Raw genomic sequence first — 24,780 nt, 5'->3', positions numbered from 1 at the left:
ATGGAAAATATAGAATGGGGTAAAGCCCCCTTAGATGCGTCAGCTTTGCGTTTGCGAATCCAACAAGTATATGAGGAAATGAACAAGGTAGTGGTTGGGCAACGCTACATGATTAACCGCCTTTTGATTGGGCTATTTACTAATGGGCATATTCTTCTGGAAGGGGTGCCGGGTTTAGCCAAAACCCTAACTATCAATACGCTTGCAAAAGTTTTGCACTTGGATTTTCAGCGTATCCAATTCACACCTGACTTACTCCCTGCTGACCTTATTGGGACAATGATTTACAACCAAAAAACAGCAGAGTTTGAGGTAAAAAAAGGACCTATTTTTGCCAATTTGATTTTGGCAGATGAGGTAAACCGCTCTCCTGCCAAAGTGCAGTCCGCTCTGCTCGAGTCTATGCAAGAAAAGCAGGTAACGATTGGCGAAACTACTTTCCAATTGGACAAGCCCTTTTTAGTATTAGCTACGCAAAACCCTGTGGAGCAGGAAGGTACCTACCCACTTCCCGAAGCACAGTTAGACCGCTTTATGATGAAGGTTTTTGTGAGCTATCCTGACAAGGAGTCTGAGTTAGAGGTCATGCGTCGTATGTCCAATCTTACTTTTGATAGCAATGTCAATGCTGTTTTAACCAAAAGCGAAATCTTTGCAGTCAGAGATGCGATTAATGCTGTTAAAATATCTGATTCTTTGGAGAGGTACATTATAGAGCTGGTCTTTGCTACTCGCCGCCCAAAAGAGTACGGATTGAATGAGGAAGCTGCCTTTATCCAATTTGGAGTTTCCCCTCGTGCAAGTATTAATATGAATCGTGCCGCTAAGGCGATTGCTTTCTTTGAGGGCAGAGATTATGTACTTCCAGAAGATATCAAAGAAATCGCTTACGATGTACTCAACCACAGAATCATTCTTAACTACGAAGCTGAAGCTGAGGGCGTTACAACTAAGGATATTATTGACGGTATTTTGAAAAAGGTAGCTATCACTAAGTAGTTGCAAATATAAGTTTAAACCATTACAAGGAATCTAAGTCCTGTAATGGTTTATTTTTTTCTTATCGCCAAATAATTTGTAGTTAAAAACAACTCTGCGTACTCGCTGTAGTGAATCTTTCTAATGCCGTTTTGCAAAATGCGGTAAATGTCATAGTCAGCCAAGAGGAAAAAAAAGTCTTCTAAGAAAATACGTGCTTTGATGGAGGCAATACCAAACTCAAACTGTATCATTTGCACTTTTTTATCACTTATTAGTTCCTTGCAACCTTTCAACGCTTCTATTTCGTAGCCTTCTACATCGATTTTAAGCAAGTCTATTTGATAGATATTGTTTTCTTTGCAAAAGTCGTCAAGTTTGATGACGGGAACTTTCTGAGATTTGTCCAAAGAAATATCGTAGTTTTGGTAAGAGGAAGGAAACATAGAGGCAAAAACGCTTCCTTCTCTGTTGTAAAATAGCTCTAATTCTCCCTGTTCGCTCCCGACAGCCAAGTGATGAGGAAAAAAGAAAGGTGCATTGCTCACATTTTTCAATTGATTAAAAGCCTCTTTTTGAGGTTCAAAGGAGTGAAGTTGAAAATCTTTTTTTAAGGTATTGATGACTACTTCTGCATACTGACCTGTATTAGCCCCTACGTCAAAAATCATGAGTTTGTCTTGCTGAGCATTTTTTTGCAAAAGTTCTAATACATACCTTTCGCCGCTGTGGTCAGGGATATGCCCTCTATCATAGTTCATGCCTTTAAGGGCTACTTTGAAAAGAAACTCGTATAAAGGTTGTAAATATTTGTTGCCGAGCAGAAGATTTTTAAGCATATTATTGATTTTTGAACCCAAAAATAGTTTTTTTACTAAATGATTCTTTTATTTGGAAAAAGAAAATCAATAAGAAAATGAAAAGCACAGAACAAGTACATCAAATATTGGAATCTGCGGAATTTAAAAAAATGGTTTCCCAACGTTGGTCAGTTGCCCTTTTTTTGACTGCTTTGATGTTAGTCGTTTATTTAGGTTTTATCTTTGCCGTTGCCTTTGCCAAAGATTTTTTAGCCACTAAAATTGGCTTGCATATCAATATTGGTTTAATTTTAGGGGTAGGTATCATTATTTTTTCTTGGCTTCTGACGGGAATTTATGTGTATTGGGCAAATAATCGCTACGATAAAACTGTGGGAGAGATAAAAAAGAAAATATAAGCGTTTTTTATAAATCAATTATACAGAGCCACCACCTCAAAATATCTAAACTATTCTAAACATCAAACAAAGTCAAAAGTAATATCATGAACCTTCTACAAATCCAAACTACACTTGGGCAGACTGAACCTATTTCAGTCATTATGTTTTTTATTTTTGTAGCTATTACACTTTACATTACCTACTGGGCGGCAAAGAAAACGAAAACTACCTCAGAGTTTTATGCCGCAGGAAGGAGCGTTACAGGCTTCCAAAATGGACTTGCCTTGGCAGGAGACTACATGAGTGCCGCCTCTTTTTTGGGCATAGCAGGCATGGTAGCTATGAAAGGCTATGACGGCTTGATTTATTCTATTGGTTTTTTGGTGGGCTGGCCTATCATTACCTTTCTCATCGCCGAGCCGCTAAGAAATTTAGGGAAATATACTTTTGCCGATGTTTTGGCGTACCGCTTACAGCAAAAGCCCATTCGAATTGCGGCTTCTATCGGGACGCTTCTGACCATTACCTTTTATCTCATCGCCCAAATGGTCGGGGCGGGAAGTTTGATAAAAACACTTTTCCCTTTTTTGAGCTATGAGATGGCTGTCATCATTGTAGGTTGTGTCATGATTGCTTACGTACTATTTGGGGGCATGTTAGCGACTACTTGGGTACAAATTATCAAGGCGGTTTTATTGCTGGGGGGAGCGAGTATTTTAGTAGTAATGACCTTATTAGAGTTTGGATTTAGCCCTGTGGAACTTTTTAACCAAGCGGCAGAAAAATATACAGATACGGTACTTTCTGCGGGGAGTTATGTGAGCAATCCTTTTGATGCGGTTTCTTTGGGCTTGGCTTTGATGCTTGGGACAGCGGGGCTGCCTCATATCTTGATGCGTTTTTATACCGTACCTGATGCAAAAGCGGCGCGCACTTCGGTTTTTGTTGCCACAGGTTTTATTGGATATTTTTATATTCTGACTTTTATTATTGGCTTTGGGGCAATGGTTTTAGTTGGGCAGGAAAACATTGGCACTTTCGACAAGGGTGGCAACATGGCAGCTTTGTTACTCTCTGAAAATGTGGGAGGTAGTATATTTTTAGGTTTCATTGCGGCGGTAGCTTTTGCCACTATTTTGGCAGTAGTTGCGGGTTTGACGCTCTCTGGGGCTACAGCGATTTCCCATGACCTATACGTAAATGTGATTAAAAAAGGGAAATCTGATGAAGCAGGCGAAGTCAAAGTAGCTAAAAGAGCCACCTTGGCTTTGGGCATTTTTGCCATACTTTTAGGCTTGATATTCAAAGGACAAAATGTCGCTTTCATGGTAGGTTTGGCTTTTGCCATAGCGGCAAGTGCCAATTTCCCTTCCTTGCTTTTGTCTATTTTATGGAAAAAATTAACTACCAAAGGCACTGCGGCAAGCATCATAGTTGGTTCATCTTCAGCGATTTTACTGATTATCCTTAGCCCTACTATTATGGTGGACATTTTAAAATACGAAACAGCCATTTTCCCGCTAAAAAATCCAGCCCTGATTTCCATTCCTGCCTCTTTCCTCACTGCTTGGATAGTGTCCTTGATGAGCAAAGAGCCAGCGGCAGAGGCAAAATTTGAGAAAGAAAAGCTCAGGTCTTACTTGGGGGTAGGAGCGGAGTGAGTATAACAGGTTTATATTTTCCTTATTTGCTCCCCGCTTACTTGCTAAGATTGGAGAACAGCTAATAGAGGTCGTTTTGAATGCTGGACTGCCTCCTGCATCACAAGCGTTAGCTACTCTTACGCCCACTGAGCCATTGGTAGTGGCAGTAATCGTAGTTGCCCACAGCCGCTATCATAGCTCACAGAAACAGTATAGTTAAGGCAAGTAGTCCCTGCCCTAAGCACCCTTATCCTATTAGTCCCTGCCCACTGATGATTTGGAGATTAGGGTTGTTGGTTGTCCAAGTGTAGGTAGCAGAAGTAATCTAAGGAATAGAAAACTCCGTTTCTGCACTTTCTGGAGTACAATGGAAGTGGTAGTGCATCATGCTGAGACTTGTCGTTGTTGTGGTCGTAAGTTTAGTGAGCAAGAGGCGTATGAGTTATTGCCTACTTGTCGTTAGGTATTTGATATACCCGAGACACGCTTAGAGGTGATAGCGCATAGGATTAGTTGTAGGCTTTGCTGTGGTCAGGCACATGTAGGTCGTTTCCCTTGGGAGGTAGCTGCCCCTGTTCAGTATGGTCAGCGAGCCAAGACCTTTATGAGCCTGTTGAATGTAGCTTATCGCTTGCCTCATCAAAAAATAAGCCAATGTTTTTCCGATATATATATTGGCTATGCTTTGAATGAGGGGACGATAGTGAGTGCCAATGAGTGTTTATATGAGCGAAAGAAGCGCAAATCAAAGTGTGTTTGCAAAGCTGAGCAGTGGCGCACGCTGATGAAACGGGAAGGCATGTAGCAGGAGAGTTACATTGGTTTCATACGGTTTGCAATTAGTTATTGACTTATGTCTTTGTTGATAAAAAAAGAGGCATTGGCAAGAGATGCGTCCTTATTACCCTTCTTGCGGGTTTATGTGGTTCATGATTGCTGGTCAAGCTATTTTAGCTTTGATGCTTGCAAACAGGCTCTTTACCATGCACATCTGTTACGAGAGTTAAAGGCAGTCAGCGAGCAGGGCAGCCAAGATGAGTGATTTTTGATTAGCCCTTTACCAATCCAGCCAGCAAGGCAAGGGAGTATATCAATGCCAAAATCAATGTGCAATTAAGGACTAACTAAACAGTTACGAAATTTTACACATCATAACTAAGAGTATGTAAACAATTTCTCCCTTGATTCCATTAATTTTGTCAAATAAAAGATTTGGTGCTTCCTGTATTTTTAGCAAAAATCAACATGAAAAAGTAAAGTTTTGGCACAGATAAAACGGACTGAACAAATGCAGATTTTCTATCTGTAAAAATCAATTATATCTGTCAAATCTGTGTTCTATTTGAAAATGATTAGGAAACATCAAAAAATTGCAATATTCATCAAACAACAAAATCATGGAAATAAAATTAAAGACTAATATTAAGTGCATGGGGTGTGTAGCACAGGTTACTCCTTTTTTAAATGCAGCAACCAATATTCAATCGTGGGAAGTAGATATTCAACACCCCGAGAAAGTGCTGACTGTAAAAGGAGATATAGATAAAAAACAACTCATCCAACTTATAGAAAAAGCAGGGTTTAAAGCACGAGAAAACTAATAATCTACCACATTGGTAAATGCTTTTTATACTTTTTCTCCTCTCTCTATCCTGACTGAGAGGAGAAAGAGTAATTTTTACTTATGAGAGTATTTTAGCAACTCGATTTACATTTATTTTCCACTTGTTGCATTTTTATTTGAACCCTTCCAAAACCCCATAATAGGACGGTTTACGGTCATAGTTTACATCAAAAATCAAAGGGAAATCATTTCTTTTGAGGTAAGAGCGAATCCAACTGTCTGCGTCACCTACATTCCATTGGGTAATGCCGTATTGCTGCGCTTTAGGCACGAGGTTTTTATAGGCTCTTACCACCATTAGGTATTTTTGTCGCTGTCTCTCAAGCATCTCTGCCGTAGGTTTTTCCAAAGTACTGTTGCTGGGATTTAAAGCTATGTCTATTTCAGAAATATGTATTTTCAAACCTGTTTTTACAGATTCTTGAATGGCATAGTTAATGCCTGCCTCAGAGGTATTGATGTCTATGTGCATCTGCAAGCCCAAGCCGTCTATGGGGATATTGCGTCTTTTCAAATCCTGTACTAAACTAATAATAGCCTGTAATTTTTTAGGATTGCTTTCTTGCCCATAGTCATTGTAAAAAAGTAACACGTCAGGATCGGCTTGCCTTGCGTACAAGAAAGCCCTTGCTACATAGTCTGCTCCTAACTTTCTCCGCCAAATACTGCCTTGATTAGTGTTATCATTTCTGGTGCCTCCATCGTTACCAATTGCTTCGTTTACAACGTCCCAACCTGCTAATTTGCCTTTGTAGTAACCTACTACTGTTTGTATATGTGTTTTAAATAAATTTTCCCAAGCAAGGGAATCCCCTTGAAAGTTCTGTACCCATGTCGGTAAGCTCTCGTGCCAAATAAGTGCATGTCCATGTATTCTTTTTTTATCTTGAATAGCAAAGTTTACCAACTCATCTGCTTTAGTATAGTCAAAGCGATTGGGAGCGGGTTGTATCATATTCATTTTCATCATATTTTCAGGAGTGATGCTATTAAATTCTTTTATCAACACATTTTTATAGCGTAAGTTAGTTTTCAAATGTGTAGGGTCAATAGATGCTCCTATGGGGAATGGGGCTTTTTCTTTCAAGGTCTGCTCAGGTACAAATGGGGTACTATTATCAGGCTTTGGATTCTGAACAGTATCTATGTTTTTTTTGCAACTAACGCTCAAAAGCATTATTGCAAATATAGTCGATAAAAATATAATTAATTTGTTCATTTTCATAAGTTTAGTTTTTGGCGTTGATAGATTAAAACAATTTTTGAAAGACTCGTTCATGAAATTAAGTAAAAAACGAGTTAAACATGATGCTTAACTCGTTTTTACTTAGTTGTTTAGTTTTCAGATTAATAGCCAGGATTTTGGTCTTTTTGCTCTACTCTACTATTATTGTCTATTTCTTGCTGAGGAATAGGTAGTAGCTCGTGCTTATTTCTTTGGAAGTAAGAGAAAGGTTCGCGAGTGAGTTTATTTTGCGCCCTCCAACGCAATAAATCTCTATTTCTTATCCATTCTCCACCCAATTCTACACTTTTCTCATGCACCAAGGCCGCAAATACTTGGTCTTTTGTACTTGTAGGGAACTTAGCTGTTGGATAGGGAGGCATAGCTACGCTGGGTCTTGCCCTTACTTGGTTCATCAAAGCCACTGCCCCTGCTAAGTTTCCTGTTTCTATTTCGCACTCAGCCATCATAAGCAGTACTTCTGCATAACGCATCAAACGCATATTGATACCAGAAGTATAATAAGTATCTGCTGTCTTATACATCGCAGCATACTTTCTCCAACTTACTTTGGTTCTTTCTCCATCTACTGTAGAGAGATTACCTTGTACTCTGTCATTCGTAAGTACATCCCTATCATTGTTGAACCTGTCTCCTAAGAAGTAGAAACTCATGCGATAGCGAGGGTCATCTTTGGCATCACCACGCTTAACGGTTTCAAACTCATTGATGAGACGGTCAGAAGGGATACAGTTTCTCCAGCCAATCGCCGCGTATTCTTGACTTCTTGGAGTGGTTTCGTTATTACCTGCACCATTACCATCGCCGTCCCAGTTTACATCACCGATTTTTGAATAACCTATTTCCAAGACTGATTCTGCATTTAGTTCAGTTTCTTCTAAGAAGTTATCAATGTAATTATCTACCAATCTATATACCCCTGAGCTAATCACTTTTTGCAACTCTGTCTTTGCGGCGTTGTAATCGTTGCGATGCATATAAACCTTACCTAACAAGGCACTCGCCGCCCCAGAAGTTACTCTCCCAGCATTTGCTCCCTCGTAGCGAGCAGGCAGGGCTGTCTGAGCTTCTTTCAAATCTGCAATAATTTGCTGATAAACTGCGTCAGCTGTTGCTCTTCCTGCTGTCCCTGCGGGAGTTTTTATGGTTTCTGTATAAAGAGGAACTCCTCCCCATAATGACACTAACTCAAAGTAAGACCATGCTCTCCAGAATCTTGCTTCACCTACTAACCTTCTTCTTAGATTGTCGTCCATAGTAGCACGAGGGGCAAATTCTACAACGGAATTAGCACGGTGAATAGCACGATAAAGCCCTCTCCACACATCATTCATCACGGAGTTATTGGGGTCATGAGAACCTATCAATAACTGATTACGAGGCGTTTCCAACTGCCCCCCCCCAGAAGCTACATCATCAGAGCGAAGGTCGTGCAAAAACCAGTATTCTCTTGCCACCAAGCTATTGGACTGAATAATAGCATAAATAGAATTCACTGCATTCGTCACCTCATTGGCATTGGAAAAGAACTTATCCGTAGTTACGCGGTTAGGGTCTAATTGGTCTAACCCTTTGCTACAAGCTACCAGCAAGAGCAAGGAAGCTATGGAAATAAAAAAATATTTTTTTAACATATCTACTATGATTTAGTAAGTTAAATTTAATGCTTATACTTTTTGTAACAAAATTTGTTTATAGTTTTTTGCCTTTTTAACGAATGTTAGACTTTCAGTTTTACTCAGATATTCCACCTTTAAGTTAAGAAGAAGTGGAATACCTAAATGAAATTAAAACCCAAACTGCACCCCTAACATCAATGTACGTGCTTGTGGGAACTGACCATAATCTATACCATTAGTGAGGTTATTGTTATTACGAGAACCTACTTCTGGGTCATAACCTGTGTACTTAGTAAAAGTCAATAAGTTTTGTGCAGAGAAATATACACGAGCTGTCTTGATAGAACCTTTGGTAAAGGAATCTAATAAAGAACTTGGCACAGAATAACCCAAGACAAGGTTCTTGATTCTCATATACGAACCATTCTCAATAAAACGGTCTGAGGTACGACTATTTTGATTAGGGTCTCCGTTTACTGCTCTTGGCACATCTGTATTGGTATTGCTTGGAGTCCATGCTCTTAGCACATCTGTTTGGGCATTAAATAATCGTAACATACCTTGACCTGTTACCTTGTTAGCATTATAGATTTTATTGCCACCTACTCCTTGTAAGAATATAGTCAAGTCAAAACCTTTATAGTTTAGAGCGAAATTAGCCCCATAAGTAAACTTAGGCAAGTAGCTTCCTAAGATAGTACGATCTGCCGCATCTATTATCCTATCTCCATTAATGTCCTCAAAACGAATATCACCTGGCCGTGCATTAGGTTGCCTTGGTGCGGCGTCTATCTCTGCTTGGCTTTGGAATATACCTACTCTCCTCCAACCAAAGAAATGTTGGATAGGCTGACCTGCTACTGTACGAGTAATATCAAAACCGCCAAAGTCTGGATTAGCCCCCGCAAATAAAGAAGAGGTTTCTGTAGCTAAGTTTAATACTTTGTTATTCAAGAAGCTAATGTTGGCATTGGCATTGAAGGTCAAATCTCCAAACTTGTTATTGTAACCTAAAACAAACTCTAAACCTGTATTTTCCATGCTACCAATGTTTACTATAGGAGGTTGAGAATAACCCAATGAGTTTGGAATGGGCTGTGCTAATATCAAGTCTTTGGTCAATCTTCTGTAATACTCTGCAGCTAAGGTAAATTTATTATCAAATAAGCCCAAATCTAAGCCGATATTGGTCATTTCGGTTTTCTCCCATTTCAAATCTGTATTTCCCAATTGGTTAAAAAATGCACCTTGTTGGGTAGAACCACCAATTACAGCAAAAGTATTTGGGTTAATCGCTACTTGCCAATCATAGTTACCTATGCCATTGAAGCCCATAGTCCCATAACTTGCTCTCAATTTCAATTCAGAAATTTGAGAAATATCTTTCATAAAGTCTTCTTGACTTATTCGCCAGCCTACAGAAGCAGAAGGAAAAGCCCCCCACTTATTTCCGGGTGCAAACTTAGAAGATCCGTCATAACGAATAGAAGCACTCAATAGGTACTTGCCTGCGTAGTCATAGTTCACACGACCAAGGTAAGAAACCAAAATATTGACTTGACGATTTCCAGAGGAAGTTTGGTTAGTAGTACCTGTCATTTCTCTGATAGTGTTAGAGGAAAACTGACCACTTGTACCTAAGCCAATAAAAGTAAACTCCTGTCTTTCAGCTACGGCTGCCGCATTGATATTATGCTTGCCAAAAGCCTTGTCAAAAGTCAATTGGTTGGTGTAAATAGGGGAAAAGAATAAATCTCTATTATCGTTGATAGTAGCTGGGTTTCGAGAGTTAAAACCTTCGCTATAAATAGGAGAGAATTGGTAAGTACGTGCAGAAACGTAGTCTAAACCTGCGGTGAACTTATATCTTAAGAACTTTGCTAATTCTACCTCCACAAAGGCATTACCTAACAACTTCATTCTTTGCGTATTGTTAATATCTTGCAAAGCGGCACGCACAGGGTTTTGAGGGTCAGAAGCATCAGCCCCTGTTGCCCCACCAAACCCACCAACATTAGTAGGGTTCATCACAGGGATATAAGGAGTCATCCTCATCATGTTTTGAATCTGAGTACGTCCACCGGGGCTATTTTCATTAAATCTACTATCATAGGCAATAGTAATTGTTTGTCCAAAAGTGATACGATTACTAATTTGGTGGTCGGAGTTGAAGCGGAAATTGCCCCTCTCATAGCCTGTACCAAGCATAATACCATCTTGTTTAAAATAACCTCCAGAAGAAAAGAAGCGAGATTTGTCATTCCCTCCAGAAATAGTTAACGTATGTTGCCTAATGCTTGCATTGCGGAACATCTCCGCTTGCCAATCAGTATTGGTCTGAGCAAAAGTTTGAGAAGCACCAGGATAAATAGGTTCGTTAAAGTTAGCAAATCTTGGAGGAAGCGCATTACCTGCATTGGTAAGTAGGGCAGTCGCATACTGCACATATTGCTCTCTATTTAGCAGGTCTAATTGCCTCCATGCAGACTGTACACCCCAATAAGAATCTACATTGACATTGAGTTTACTATTGCGTTTTCCTTTTTTCGTAGTAATCAAAATTACTCCGTTTGAAGCTCTCGAGCCATAGATGGCAGCTGCACTTGCATCTCTCAATACTTCTACTGATTCTATATCTCTGGTATCAAAGCTATTCAAATCACCTGTGGGGAAACCATCAATGACATACAAAGGTCCAGAACCGTAGGTGATAGAACCAATCCCGCGAATACGCACAATCGGAGCTTCGCCCGGCGCACCATTGTTGGTAACTGTAACCCCTGCCACACGTCCTTGCAAAGCCGCACCTACGTTAGGCACAGGCAGAGCCGCTACTTCCTTTGCACTTACTGTAGAGATAGCACCCGTAATAGCTTCACGCTTTTGCGTACCATAACCTACCACTACTACTTGCTCTAAGGCTCTTACATCAGCTACCATAGTGATATTAAGTTCATTACTTGTGCCTACCACTATCTCTTGGGTAACGAAACCTACATAAGAAAATACTAAAGTGCCTCCAGCATCAGGGATACTAAGTGCATATCTACCCTCAGAATCCGTAACTGTACCTGTAGTAGTTCCTTTTAGTAAAATACTTACACCGGGCAGGGGCTGTCCATCTTCGGCAGAAGTAACCTTTCCTGAGATGCGTCTTTCTAAGCGAGTCAAAGTAAATTTCCTGTCAAAGCTATTCAGCTCAATAATAGGAGCAAAAAATTTCCCTTGCTGCTCAGATGTGGAGGCTATTCCTCTATCTAACTTGTTGATATTCTTCTTCTCAATCGTTTGCGAAACAATTGCATACACTTTCTGGTCTATCTTCTTGTATCTCAAATTGACGGAAGTTAGTACATTCTCAAGTACATGCTCAATAGGCTCGTTTTTTTGAGGCGTATAGGTAACTTTCTTACCCTCTAAAATGTCATTCTCGTAAATAAAATCTACGTCAAAACGCTTTTTAAGGTCTTGAATCACGTCTTTGAGGTGCTTCCTGACCAAAGAGGTTCTTTCAGAAGGCTTTTCATCATGCCTTGCTAAGGTTACTTCCTGAGCATAACCTGCTGATTGCCAAAGTAACAATGCACCAAGGCACAGCACTGTTAGTAATCGCTTTTTCATTTTCATACAATTTGGTTTTGTTAAAATTTATTTTTCGTTTGTTAAGTTACAACTATCAAGGGTTCACTTCCCGAGAATTAGTTTTTCATTTTTTTGGGTTATTTTCACATCAAAGATGGTTTCCAGACTGGATAGAAGAATTTGTAAGTTCTGACTTGGAATAGTACCAGTAATTTTGCGTTTCGCCAAAGATTCGTCCTCGAAACTGACCTCTAATCCGTAATTTTCTTGGATTAAGAGGGCAATCTCTCGCATGGGTGTATCTTCAAAAATTAACTTGTTTTCTTTCCAAGAGGCATATCTTTCCGCATTGACTTTTTGCTTTACGAGTTTGTTTTCTTTTTTAGAAAACTCTACCATCTCCCCTACTTGCATCACTATTTCCTGTTCGTTTCTCACGCCTTGCTTATTATTTAGTTTAAGTGTTACCGCTCCTTCCTTTAATACGACTTTGGTTTTGGCATACCTATCACTCACATTAAAACTTGTCCCTAACACCACTACATCTAAATCTGCCGTATGCACTATAAATTTCTGCTCGGTAGCTGGCTTTTTTTCTACCTCAAAAAATGCTTCTCCTACTAAACTAAGCTCTCTACTTTCAGTTTCTTTCCACTCTTTATGAATCTCCAAACGGCTATTGGCATTCAACATTACTTTTGAGCCATCAGGTAACACAATCGTTTGCATTTGACCATACTTTGTTTGATAAACGATAGGTACAAACCTTATATAATTATACCAAAACACGATGCTAACAACCATCAGTAAAGCCAAACTTGCCGCCACACTATACATACGTGCAGAAGGCTTTGAAAAAAGAGGTCTTTGTGAATTTTTATAAAAAACTGAAAGTTTTTGCTTTTGTTGCACTTTTTGCCATAATAAATCTATGTTTTCTTTACTCACAACTTCTTCCTCTACCATAAAGCCCAATAAAATCAACCTTGCTTGAGCAATCATCGCTTCTTTTTCTGGAGATTGCTTTTGCATACTTTTCCAAAACTCATCAGTCTGCTCATTAGGACACTTTACCCAATCTCTGAAATACTTATCTTCCAGAAAATCCTCTAATGAATAATTTTGGTAGTTGTTTGTAGTCATGTCATTCCAAAGTTTATACACTTTAATAACTGTTCTTGAGTATTCTTTATGCTTATAAAGGCTGCCTCATTAGTTTTGTACTCACTTTGGAAAAAATTTTTTCCAAGAACTGTCAAATTTAATATGATGTGCAATAAAGCATTACCTTTACTCATTATACTTAGGCAGAAGGACTCATCAAAGCCCACTTAATAGGCTGTAGATATTTGATTGAAATTGCAGATAAACCAAAATTGCAGGCTAATCCACACTTGTAAGTTTTAGCTGCATCTTTTAGTAAAATGAAAAAAGCAGCAAATTCAAATTGGATTTTATTGTTTTTTCTTTGTATTTTAACAATCTTTTAAAAGTTAAATGTAAATAATCATGCTTTTTTTTACTTTTTAGGTGTGAATATTGTGAGAAATATTATTAAGGAATTTGCAGATTTTGTCAGTCTTATTCGTTTATGATATGATTCATCTTTAATTAAAACTTACATAACGCATTAAACCTAACCTTCATACCTAAGCTACGTTTAATACAATTAGTCGTTATATTTGTATATATTACTTCAATGCTATGTCTTTTTCTTACTGTAAAAATGATACTTCAAACAGGAATTGCTCTATGATAAAATATCTATTAAAAAAAATTATGAATGGACTTATGCACGCTGTAAAGTTTCAACGGCGACTTTTTGCTATCGCCTCTTTCTTTATTTGCTTTTTTGCATTCTTATTAGATGTACATGCTCAGGCTGTAGGCGATTACCGCACAAACCAAAACAATGGTAATTGGAACAATCTATCTCATTGGCGGAGATGGAATGGTTCTGCCTGGGTAGTACCTAACGCTATGCAGGGGTATCCAGGTCAATTTGCTCCCGCAACTAATCAGGTAGTTACTATTCAAAATAATTTTAATCTTAATGTTACTCCTGATGAGGATATAGGTAGTTTGGTAGTAAATACAGGAAATACGCTCAACTTAAATACTAATCACACACTAAGGTTAAGAGGTACACTGACAATTAATGGGACTTGCGGTTCGTGCAATGCGCGTGTTTTTCGCTTAGGGACTGGGAATTTTAGAAGTGTTGCTACGGGAAACTGGGGAGCCGCTGGAACTTGGCAGAGGTATGACGCTCCATCAAAAACTTGGTCTGCAGCTACCGAACATCCAGGGCAAAACGTTGTCGCCTATGGAAAAGTATTTATCAGACCAGGGCATACAGTTACTATCAACGTTACGACCAGTACCTCCCCGATAGATACACTTGTGATACAAAATACCTCTACACTTACCTCTACTTGTAGCAGAGTCGCCATAAGGTCTGCGACAACAGTGCAGAACTATGGCACTTTTACTGAACCCTCCTCCAAAGCTACTATGGTACTCCAAAACGGCGACTACCGCTCTGTGGGTACGGGAAACTGGACGGCTTCGGCTACATGGGAAACTTACAATGGTACTGCTTGGACTGCTACCACTACCTATCCGGGTCAAAATGTTTCTATTAACAACCAAAATGTCATTATTCGGAATACGCATACGGTAACGGTAGATGCCCACACAGTTACCAATACAGTCAAAGGCATATTTGTAGCTGTTGGTGCAACGCTAAATGTGAGTAATCCATTAGAAGTACCTGATAATTCACTTCCCGTGAACTGTGGTACTATTGGTACACCGGGTAACTTACAAATTCTTGGTGCCAGCTCAGACGGATTAATAAGAAGCAAAATGAACGGAGAATGGTCAGATGCAGCTATCTGGCAGACTTATGATGCCCCTTCAGGAAACTGGGTAAGTGGAGGCTATCCCGGTGAAAGCGCCCCTACCTCTACCAGCGAAGTCTTAGTAAGACATAACGTGCTGGTGAATACTACTCCCTTTGATGACTTAAATAAACTGCGAGTTGCTGCTTCGGGAACTTTGACCTTTGACCCAGGCAATATACTTCGCTTGCGAGAAGGTCCTGCTACTATCTTAGGATCCTGTCCAGATTGTGCTACCAGAGTTTTTAATTTAGCTACAGGGGATTACAGAACTTCTGCTTCAGGAAGCTGGCAGACTGCGGGAAACTGGCAAGTATTTAATGCAGGAACGAAAACATGGAGTGCAGCGACTAACTACCCTGGTGAAGTGGCAGACCTTAATAATCGTGTGTTTGTGAGAAGTGTTCACGGCATGTCTATCAATGCCTCTGTGCCAAATATTGCAGGAAATACAATTATAGAAAACTTTGGAAGTGCGTCTATCACCAACTGTTCGCTAATTCAATTCAAATCTCTTATTTCCAATGGGACTTTTAATGTAGGACCTGGTAGGTATGTTACTATCCAAGCAGGTGATTATAGGAGTGCAGGAACAGGAGATTGGGGAATAGTAGGAACTTGGCAGCGCTATGATGGCTCAAACTGGGTAGCTGCCACAGAATACCCCGGACAAAACCCTTTGGTAGGTACAAGAGATGTCATTATCCAAAGCGGACATAGCGTTTCAGTCAATGCCAATGTGCCTAATAACTCTGGAGATGTATTCATCTCAAGTGGAGGGACTGTTACGGTGAACTCTCCTTTTGAATTAAAGGTAAATACGCTTAAAAATTGTGGCACGCTTACGGTGGTTCCTACAGGTTTCATTACTTATGATGCTATTTATTATAGAACTGTAAAAAATGGGAATTGGAGTGATGTAAGTGTGTGGGAGGTATCTCCTACAGGTATGCCCGCTACTTTTAGCCCTGCTACGGACTATCCCGGACAAAATGTACCCGTCGTAGGTCAGACGGTTACATTATTGCATACAGTCAATCTTGACCTTACTCCTATGGAAGATGTACGTACACTGAATACTACAGGTGGCTCTATCACCGTATTTTCAGGGAATAAAGTAAGATATAGAACTGCTTGTACTGGAGGCAGTTGTGCCTCTGCCGCCGTACAAGTAAATGCAGGAGATTACAGAACTATCAATCTTACAGGAAACTGGCTTAATCTAACCACTTGGCAGCAATATGACGGGACCAACTGGGTAAGTGCAACTAACTATCCGGGTCAAAATGTTATGGTAGGCACACCTAATATTTTCATTCGCCCTTCTCATGCAGTTGATTTGGACGGCACACCCACCCACGAGATTGGTCATCATAAGAGTAGAAAACTTAGGTACGCTCAACATCATGAGTTGCTATAACGTCAAAACTTTGTCTTTTACCAATGCAGGAAGCTACATTCCAAATAGTGGAAGAGTATTTATTTTGGCTGTGGGTGATTTTCGCAGTGTAGCCACAGGTAACTGGACAAATACAGCTACATGGCAAAGCTTTGATGGTACTACTTGGGGGGTTCCAGCCAATTATCCTGCTTTTAATGCCTCTACCGCAGGAACGAAAGTATTTATTAAAAATGGACATACTGTTACCTTAGATGATACTCCTATGGAAGAGATTGGAACGCTCTCTATAGACCCAAGCGGCGCGCTTACTATTAGTGGTGATTACGATTTGAGATACAGAGGGGAGTTTTTGAATTGCGGTACTTATACGCCTAACAATGGTGTGTTGGTAAAAGTAAATATCGGAGATTACAGAACCACTGGTACAGGTAACTGGAATAGCGTATCTACTTGGGAAAAGTTTAATGGTACGGCTTGGGTAGCTGCCACAGACTTCCCGGGACAAACGACCCCAATGAGTTCTGGTACAGTAGTTATCCGCAAGGGTCATGCAATAACCTCCCCTACCACTCCGCAAGAAATCAATAATTTATTGATAGAAATTACTGCTTCCTTAACTATCAGTGGAGGGCAGTCTATCACTGCCTTAGGTTCAGTAATCAATTACGGAACTGTTACGGGACAGCTTACTTTTGGTACGGCAGGCGATTACCGCACTAAAATATTCAAAGATTCTATTGGAGATTATAGAAGCAACGGTTCAGGGGACTGGAACAGTGTGGCAACTTGGCAGAGATATAACGGCACTACTTGGGTAGCAGCCACAGATTATCCCGGTCAGACCCCCATGTCTTCCGGCAAAGTCCTTATTCAAAATGGACACAATGTAACAGTAACTGCCTCCCAAAGTGGAATTTTTAATTTGGAAATAGCTACCGGAGGAACGCTGACTATCAACGCTTCCCAAACGCTTACCGTGAATAATGTATTCAGAAATAATGGCACTCTGGGAGGAGCTGGTACTTTGATAGGTAGTACAAGCTATGCATGGAGCGATTACAGGGTTTGGGAAAAATATACAGGAACAAATTGGATAGATGTATTGCCGGGAGATTATCCTGCTAAAAATACTTCTGTGAATCCTCCTAAGGTAAGCATAATGAGCGGTTATACGATTAACGCAGACGTAACTCCTTTTGAGGACACACAAAATGTAACAATATTTGCAGGGGGAACACTTAACTTCATAGGAACGAATACGATGCGTTCTCGTACTGCCCCTGTTATCAATGGTACTTGCACTACCTGTGCTTCCGCAGTAGTTATTCCTGCCAATGGAGATTATCGCTCTCTGACAGGTAATTGGAGTGCCTTAGCTACTTGGCAACAGTTCAACGGAACTACTTGGGTCAGTGCCACCGACTATCCCGGACAAACCGCCCCATTAAGCAACACTCAACAAGTCTTTGTAAGAGCCACCACAACAGTCAATCTCAACCTTACCCCAATAGAAGACATAGGCAGAGTGTTTTTAGAAAATGGTGGTACTTTGGAAATAGACAATCCTAGCAACACAGCGGGATACAGTTTAAGAGCCAGAAATAGCATGACTAACAATGGTACTTTCGTGTCGGGAACAGGGACTTATGTAGTCGTAGCTACAGGAGATTATCGTACCGCAGGAAGCGGAAACTGGGGAACAGATGCCACTTGGCAGGAATTTGACGGAACTACTTGGAACAGTACTTCCGCAGGTGAATACCCAGGAGCTACCTCTGCTTCTTCTTTCAACTCAAGGGTATTTGTCAGGACAGGACATACGGTTACGCACAATATCAGCCCACCAGAAGACATAGGGGCTTTATTTATAGAGTACAGCGGCAAGATAGACATGACTACTTGCCACAACCTTAAAATTCGTGGTACCACTACGCTAATCCCTGACGGCACTCCAGCCATTACTGGTGTTTCAGAAGAAACTGGCGCCCAACGATTTATCAAAATCAAAATAGGAGATTATCGCTCCAACGTAGCTACAGGTAACTGGTCTGCGGCAGCTTCATGGCAGAAGTTCAACGGAACTACTTGGATAGCTGCGCCAGAATCTCCAGGCGCAATCGCACCTACTCCAGGACAAAATATCATTATTCGTTCAGGACATGACATTACTTTTAATGCCACCCCAGCCCAGACTATCGTCAATATCTATGTAGAAAACGGAGGTACGCTTACGAATGGTGCAGCTACGAGCATTCAGATAAGCGGGCGTAATGTTACGGACACCGGACAGCAGTGTGGTACTGTAACAGAAACAGATTTTGTTTACTTAGCAAGTGCTACCTACTATCAAAGTCGCAATGCCACAGGCAACTGGTCGAATCCTAATGATTGGGAGATATTCTCTGATGCGGCTTTCACCATGCTCATAGGTACAGCTACAGACTATCCCGGAGAGAGAAAGCCTATCTCTACATCACAAATTGTGCGTATCAAGGCGGGACATACCATGAACGTAGATATTTCTCCCTTTGAGGACATCATTACCTTACAAGTACACGGGACGCTTAACTTTGCAGGGGGGTATAACCTCAAAGTATGGGGCAGTTCTATAGGCGGGGGCGTAACTAACATTGCTTCAGGGGTTATCAATAATACCAGCAATACAGACCTACCAGGACCAGGTACAGTTACTAATACAGTGGGGGGCGGAACGATTACCTTTATTAGCCTAGGAGATTATCGAAGCTTAGGTAGTGGAAACTGGAGTGACGTAAGTAATTGGCAGTTTTTCAATGCATCGTCTCAGTGGATAAGTGCAACAACTTATCCCGGACAGGGCATACCTGTTACCCCAGCAGAAGGGCAGTCAGTCATTATTCGTACAGGGCATACCATTACGGCTAATATAGGAATGCCTACTGCTTCCGGGGGTTCAGTCAATATCGTAGATTTGGTCATAGAAGACGGTGCTACGCTTAGCCCTAATGCAGGCTCGAATATTAGCATTCGTCGCGATATGATTAACCACGGTACCTTTACTGCCAATACAGGCGATATTACATTTGTGCTCAATTTGTCTGGTGCTATCAAGGGCAGTGCATCTTCTACTAACTTCATTTTCAATAACTTTACGTATAACAAAACTGGAGGTACATTAAGCACAAGAAATAATTTTAGAATCAGAGGAAATTTTGCCAATAATAGTTCTGGTGCTGCCAATTTTACAGCTACTTCGCCGAGTACTATTCTTTTCGACGGGAACAAGACCCAATTAATGAACTCTACAGTAACCAATCCTCTGGTAAATGTTACTTTCTATAACATGAGTTTGACTAATGCGGCTACGAATGTGATTAATAGTATTCCCTTCTTTGTGTCTAATGATTTAAACATTACAAGCAATGCAAGGCTTACTAATAATGTAGTTTTTAGTACCGTAGCTCCTTATAGTGTAACTACCCCAAGGGCAGTCATCGTGTTGAATACGCTCTCTGCCGATGCGGCAGTAGGTAGCCAATTTATTAATAGTACCAATGCAGGCTTGGTGTATAGGGGAACCGCTGTTCCTTTTACAGGACAGCCCAATAAGTTGGTAGCTACTGCCACTAACAATACGGTAGTTTACGACTTAGGTGCTGACCAATTGGTATATCCTACCAATTACTTCAACTTGACTGCTCGCTCTGCCGTAGCCAATACAACCAAAACTATCAATGTAAACCAACAATTTTATAACGTAACAGGCTTGCTATCCGTGGAAGGAGATGGAACTATCTTTAATGTGAATGATGAAAGTCCAGCGGGTCAGCGTTATGGTAGGTTACTCAACCAAAGAGTAAATATTAGGACTGGTGCGAGATATTCTTACATTCCTAATGATAGTACAGATACGAATGGCAATGGGGATATTTCTCGCTACAACGGTCCGGGTACGCCTGCGGATTTGTATTTGGCAAGTAACTTCTCAGGGAAGTTTAATGCCATGAGAGCTTCCAATAATGGAAGTAATGAGATTACCTCGAGCCATCTGAATGACATTAGATTCAATAGGACAGGAGCAGGTTCGGTATATGCGGTAAGAAATGTCAATATTCCAGATGTAGCTAATGGAGCAGTAGTAAGATTTGACATAGTAGGTGCGGTAAACAGTGCAGTTGCAAACTCTGCCGCTAAGATACTTATAGGGAATGGTTTTGGAGATAATGCCACGATAGACGGGACAGTAGCTGCTCGTTTAGACATTAACTTCCGCAATAGCAATCAGGTAAGTATTACTCATCAGCCTTCCAACACAGGGGTAGTAGGTGACTTTCTACCCAATACAGGCTCTCGCAGAAGAACGATTACTTGGTTTATCAATACCTCAGCGGGCAGTCTAAACTATACCCCCCCTAATGGCGGTACTACTGTAACCTTACCTGCTAACCAAGTACATGTATGGAACGGAACTACACGCTATACAGCAACTACTTTGGGGGTAGTAACTAACAGTGCCGCTATGAATGCACTAAAAATTATCCTCGACAATGGTAGCGGTAGCTTTACTTTGGAAAATATCAAAGTCAATCCTATTGCAGAACTTCTTACAGGAACTTATACACAAACAAATTTGGGTTCTAATCCTTTGTGTATCAACTTAGGAGCAGATTTTAACATTACGCTTAATGGAGGTACTGCTGCCCCTTACAGCACTAATTCTCCTGCTTCTTTTGTTTACAATCCTAAAAATGAGTTTATATTCCACTTATCCGCTCCAGATGGTTCTTTTACAAACTTTACAGAGGTGGGTAGAAAAGCCGCTACTTCTTTAAATGGAAGCGTGAATTTGATTATCCCTGCCACTATACAGCCTACCATGGCAACGGGGTCTAATTTTAGGATTAGGGTAATCAGTACAGACCCGCCTATGGTGGCTGAAAGGAGTTTAAATGACTTAGCTATTCGTTCTTATAGTATTGTAAGAGATGTGGATAGTTCACTGCCGGTTACGCAAGCTATCACCACTACACCGCCCAATCAGTTTACTGACGTATTCAGGGTAAATGGCTCAGGCATAAACACTTACCAATGGAAAGTAACCAAAGTAGGCGGAGGCACTTACAACATAGTAGGAGCAACTTCTGCTACCTTCCAAGCTGACGGAACTAAGTTTAATAACTCTATGATGGCAAGTGCAGGTATTCATTTCCCTGAGGGAGTAGGTGTGTATGAATTGTTCTGCGAAGTAAATACCACAAGTTGCGGTACAAGGGAAACTCAAAGAGTACGAATCATCTTAGAATGTGCAGGTTGTGCAAAAAATTCTGCGGCTTCTGCCTGTCCTAAGAATATTACTTTTAATGGGGATTTCGAGGCAGGACCTGCTTCAGGCTCGGGCTTTGTAGGGACTACTACAGGAATTTTCCCTGCGGCTCTACCCGACCCTAATAATAATGATGCAGAAGGGGTGATTCCTTACAATGGAAACGGAGGTTACGGTGCCCCCTTAGGAGATATGTACTTTGTTACTGACCCTAATGCCGCAGGTAACGCTTACAACTCACGGGTACAAACTTATACCGCAGGCTACTTAGCTGGGGGAACTGCACAACTTCGCTTCAATACGCCTTATGGCTTCAGCACAGAATATGGTTATTCCAATAGTTCTTATACTCCACCTCACGTACCTGATAATGTGAATGCAAGCCCTAATGACTATGATAGAGATATGGGTAGAGAAGCTGAGCTTAGAGCAAGTGTATGTAGCGGTTCTATGAACCCAGAAAATACTTGGGCTGTTACCGATAATCCCAGACGCTACCACTCTAATTTCTGTAATGCCACAGGCGGGGCTGCCCCAATTAATTGTGGGACTAATAATACAGGAGAATGGAGAGCAGGAGTACCCGGCATGGGATCTTCCTTAGGAACGCAAGGACCTCCTTTTATCAGTACTCCTTTTGAGGTGATAACTTCTGGCAGTACCCCCGCAGGTGCAGCCGCTACTTACCCTAATGGTAACTTTTCCCCCAGTGGAAATCGTTTTCTCACTGCCAATGCCAGTCCATTTACCGCCAATAAAGTATGGTCGCAGCGATTCAAAGTGAGGAAAAATACAGACTATGTATTTAGTTTTTGGGCAGTAAACCTTAACAATGTATCTTCTAACTACGGTGTATATGCGAACTGTTCTCAAATTGGGAATAATATTGTACTCAGTGGAAATACTACGCGATGTGTTTGGCGACAATATACATTCCTTTGGAATAGCGGCGAACTCTCTACCGTAGAATTATCTATACGCAATACCAGTACGGTAAGGTCAGGAAATGACTTGTCCATAGATGACATCATGTTCTACCGTTGCGATGGCAATACTGACTTTTTCCCTACTGCCAACAAGTTTGTGTGGAGAGGTTTAAATACTGACTGGTTCAACGCTGATAACTGGGGTAACTGTACTATTCCGGATTGTAACTCAGATGTAATTATCCCTGCCACTTCCACTAATACAGGTGTGCCTTACTTCTTCCCTATTATTCAAGAAAGCAGTGCCACCTCTCAGCCAGATACTTATGGAAGTGGACACCCTGCATGGGCAAATGCTAATCCTACAGGTAGAAATGACAATTGGAGGAATATAGCTCAGGTAAGGACTATTAGGATAGAGTATGGAGCAAAGGTTACAATTAGAAATGGTTGGAATTTGAACGTATGCGGCGACTTTATTAATGCTAAGAATGTGGCTTTCCCTCCAGTTATCAAAGAAGGTTTAGTAGCAGAAGAAGGGGCTACAGTTACATTTACAGCTACAGGGACAAGTCCTTACACTGCCAAAATCATAGGTAACTTTACCAATAATGGTGTAGGTGAAGACAATAGCTTTGCAAGTTTTGTAGTAAGAAAGAAAACTCCAGAGCAGGTGGTACAATTAGAAGACGACATAGATGTAAGGAATGATTTAGCTATTATCAATGGTACTTTAGACGCAAATCAGAAGTATATATTGTTTAGTGGTGAGAAGTTCATTAATGGTATCAGTAAAAATAGTACTATATATCCAAATGGATACACAAACAACAACTATGGTACTTTTAATAGCTTTGGTTCCTCATCTCCAATTGCGACTGATGATGATTTTGCTACGCTTGGTGGAGGTATTCCGGGAGCAAGTTTTGAGCATGGTAGCGGAACAGTAGAGTTTAGAAAATCTACCGTAGGCGACCAGATTTATTACAGAGAACAGCCCGTAGCTTGCGATGATTGTAGGGAAGCTTTCAACAACTTCATTGTCAATCAACAAGATGAAACCAGAGATGTCAATTTACAATTAGGAAATTTGATAATAGAAAATCAATTAGTGCTGAATAAGGGACACATCTTCACAAGTTTAGCAACCCCTGCCAAGGAGGTCTATGTAAGCAATTCTGATGTTGGTGCGATTGCGAATCACTCAGATGCAAGCTACATCATTACGACCTTGACTGGTAATAATCTGACCCTGCGAAGAAACGTAAATCATACAGGAACTTATGATTTCCCTGTAGGTGGAGAAAGCAACGCAGGAGATAGCGACCCCGCAGGACCTCTTAACGGCTACAGATTACTGACGATTACACTGAATCAGCCTTTGACTACAGCAAGTAGCCTGAGAACCTATTTTGCATCGGAAACTCCAGCAGGCACCCCTAATTTGCCGGGTACAGTAACAGACGCTTGTGCAAATAATAGCTTCCTTTATGACCTATGTACCGGCGGGCATTGGGATTTGAAGACTACGAATGCCAATGGTGCAGAAGTAACAGAAACAGGACCGAGCTACAATCTCATACTTCCTGCCATAGATTCAGGTGCTTTTGTATGCAGTAACGCAAATATTACCTTTATGAAACAAACCAATGGAGCATCTCCGTGGGGTTTTGCGAATAGCTGTTATGTCAGTGCCGGCAGACGCGACAACTTTAACTCTTTCTCCAAATTTGGACCTGTAAGTACAAGTGAGATTCTACCTGTAGAGTTCTTGAGTTTTGACGCAATAAGAAATAATAAAGTGGTAGATGTAAAATGGGAAACCATTTCAGAAAGAGGAGCCAGCCACTTCAACGTTCAACGCAGCACAGATGGTAAGAACTTCACTACCATAGGCAAGGTAGTAGCAAAAGGGAATGCCAATACTACGCAAAAGTATCTCTTTACTGACACTAAGCCGCATCAGGGTATGAACTACTACCGCTTGTTGCAAGTAGATATAGATGGTTCAGAAACCTTGACCAATGTGGTAGCTATCCTATTTGAAGGCGACGGAGGTGAACTTATCATCTATCCAAACCCAAGTGATGAAAATACAGGCTTTAACGTGATTGTCCCTACTCAGATAGGTGCAGAAATCGAGCTGAAGATGGTTGATGCACTTGGCAAAGAGGTATATTACCAACGTACTAAGTTTGGTGGTGGAGTTATCCAAGTTCCTTCTAACTTTGCCAAAGGTCTATATACACTTTCGGTAGCTACACCTACGGATAACTTTGTGAGGAAAGTAGTAATCCAATAAGTTTTCATCTCTGAACTTTAGATTTTTCAAGAAAGGCTGTCTGACAAATACA

General features: G+C 40.7%; 14 protein-coding genes. 9 read left to right on the top strand and 5 right to left on the bottom strand.

Going from position 1 to position 24,780, the window contains the following annotated elements; translation table 11 throughout:
• Positions 1 to 999: an AAA family ATPase gene (locus BM141_RS10505; protein ID WP_091544955.1), complete on the top strand. Its 999-nt coding sequence runs from the start codon at positions 1 to 3 to the stop codon at positions 997 to 999.
• 50 nt (positions 1,000 to 1,049) lie between these two features.
• On the opposite strand, the gene BM141_RS10500 is transcribed toward BM141_RS10505, so the two are convergent.
• The gene (locus BM141_RS10500; protein ID WP_091544954.1) at positions 1,050 to 1,817 is read right to left on the bottom strand and encodes an FkbM family methyltransferase; all 768 of its coding nucleotides are present in this window, start codon (positions 1,815 to 1,817) and stop codon (positions 1,050 to 1,052) included.
• Positions 1,818 to 1,894: 77 nt separating this feature from the next.
• Between BM141_RS10500 and BM141_RS10495 the strand changes: the two genes are divergently transcribed.
• The 6 genes from BM141_RS10495 to BM141_RS10475 all read left to right on the top strand — a co-directional run bounded on the left by BM141_RS10495 (position 1,895) and on the right by BM141_RS10475 (position 5,423).
• On the top strand, positions 1,895 to 2,197 hold the full coding sequence (locus tag BM141_RS10495) for a DUF485 domain-containing protein (protein WP_091545072.1): 303 nt from the start codon (positions 1,895 to 1,897) through the stop codon (positions 2,195 to 2,197).
• A gap of 86 nt (positions 2,198 to 2,283) precedes the next feature.
• Entirely contained in the window at positions 2,284 to 3,840 is a 1,557-nt protein-coding gene (locus tag BM141_RS10490) for a sodium:solute symporter family transporter (RefSeq protein ID WP_091544953.1), read from the top strand.
• 76 nt (positions 3,841 to 3,916) lie between these two features.
• Positions 3,917 to 4,042, top strand: a complete 126-nt coding sequence (locus BM141_RS23660; RefSeq protein ID WP_262509454.1) for a hypothetical protein — start codon at positions 3,917 to 3,919, stop codon at positions 4,040 to 4,042.
• Between the two features lie 273 nt (positions 4,043 to 4,315).
• A complete protein-coding gene (locus BM141_RS10485) occupies positions 4,316 to 4,627 on the top strand; it encodes a hypothetical protein (protein WP_091544952.1) in 312 nt (103 codons plus the stop codon).
• A 48-nt stretch (positions 4,628 to 4,675) separates the two neighbouring features.
• Positions 4,676 to 4,864: a transposase gene (locus BM141_RS10480; RefSeq protein WP_091544951.1), complete on the top strand. Its 189-nt coding sequence runs from the start codon at positions 4,676 to 4,678 to the stop codon at positions 4,862 to 4,864.
• A gap of 355 nt (positions 4,865 to 5,219) precedes the next feature.
• Positions 5,220 to 5,423, top strand: a complete 204-nt coding sequence (locus tag BM141_RS10475) for a heavy-metal-associated domain-containing protein (protein WP_091544950.1) — start codon at positions 5,220 to 5,222, stop codon at positions 5,421 to 5,423.
• Positions 5,424 to 5,558: 135 nt separating this feature from the next.
• On the opposite strand, the gene BM141_RS10470 is transcribed toward BM141_RS10475, so the two are convergent.
• The 4 genes from BM141_RS10470 to BM141_RS10455 form a co-directional block, all read right to left on the bottom strand.
• Entirely contained in the window at positions 5,559 to 6,665 is a 1,107-nt protein-coding gene (locus tag BM141_RS10470) for an endo-1,4-beta-xylanase (protein ID WP_221407666.1), read from the bottom strand.
• A 128-nt stretch (positions 6,666 to 6,793) separates the two neighbouring features.
• Entirely contained in the window at positions 6,794 to 8,326 is a 1,533-nt protein-coding gene (locus BM141_RS10465; protein WP_091544948.1) for a RagB/SusD family nutrient uptake outer membrane protein, read from the bottom strand.
• A gap of 153 nt (positions 8,327 to 8,479) precedes the next feature.
• A complete protein-coding gene (locus tag BM141_RS10460) occupies positions 8,480 to 11,932 on the bottom strand; it encodes a SusC/RagA family TonB-linked outer membrane protein (RefSeq protein WP_245764041.1) in 3,453 nt (1,150 codons plus the stop codon).
• A 63-nt stretch (positions 11,933 to 11,995) separates the two neighbouring features.
• Positions 11,996 to 13,036, bottom strand: a complete 1,041-nt coding sequence (locus tag BM141_RS10455; RefSeq protein WP_091544946.1) for a FecR family protein — start codon at positions 13,034 to 13,036, stop codon at positions 11,996 to 11,998.
• A 609-nt stretch (positions 13,037 to 13,645) separates the two neighbouring features.
• Between BM141_RS10455 and BM141_RS10450 the strand changes: the two genes are divergently transcribed.
• A complete protein-coding gene (locus BM141_RS10450; protein WP_143090886.1) occupies positions 13,646 to 16,216 on the top strand; it encodes a hypothetical protein in 2,571 nt (856 codons plus the stop codon).
• Positions 16,125 to 24,728 (top strand): T9SS type A sorting domain-containing protein, encoded by an 8,604-nt coding sequence (locus tag BM141_RS10445; protein WP_143090885.1) that lies wholly within the window; start codon positions 16,125 to 16,127, stop codon positions 24,726 to 24,728. Before BM141_RS10450 ends, BM141_RS10445 begins: the two co-directional genes overlap by 92 nt.
• Positions 24,729 to 24,780 lie beyond the last annotated feature (52 nt).

The organism is Thermoflexibacter ruber (assembly GCF_900113045.1).
Taxonomy (GTDB): Bacteria; Bacteroidota; Bacteroidia; order Cytophagales; family Thermoflexibacteraceae; genus Thermoflexibacter; species Thermoflexibacter ruber.
The sequence above is the reverse complement of the archived record's forward strand: the minus strand, read 5'-3'. Positions and strand labels throughout refer to the sequence as shown.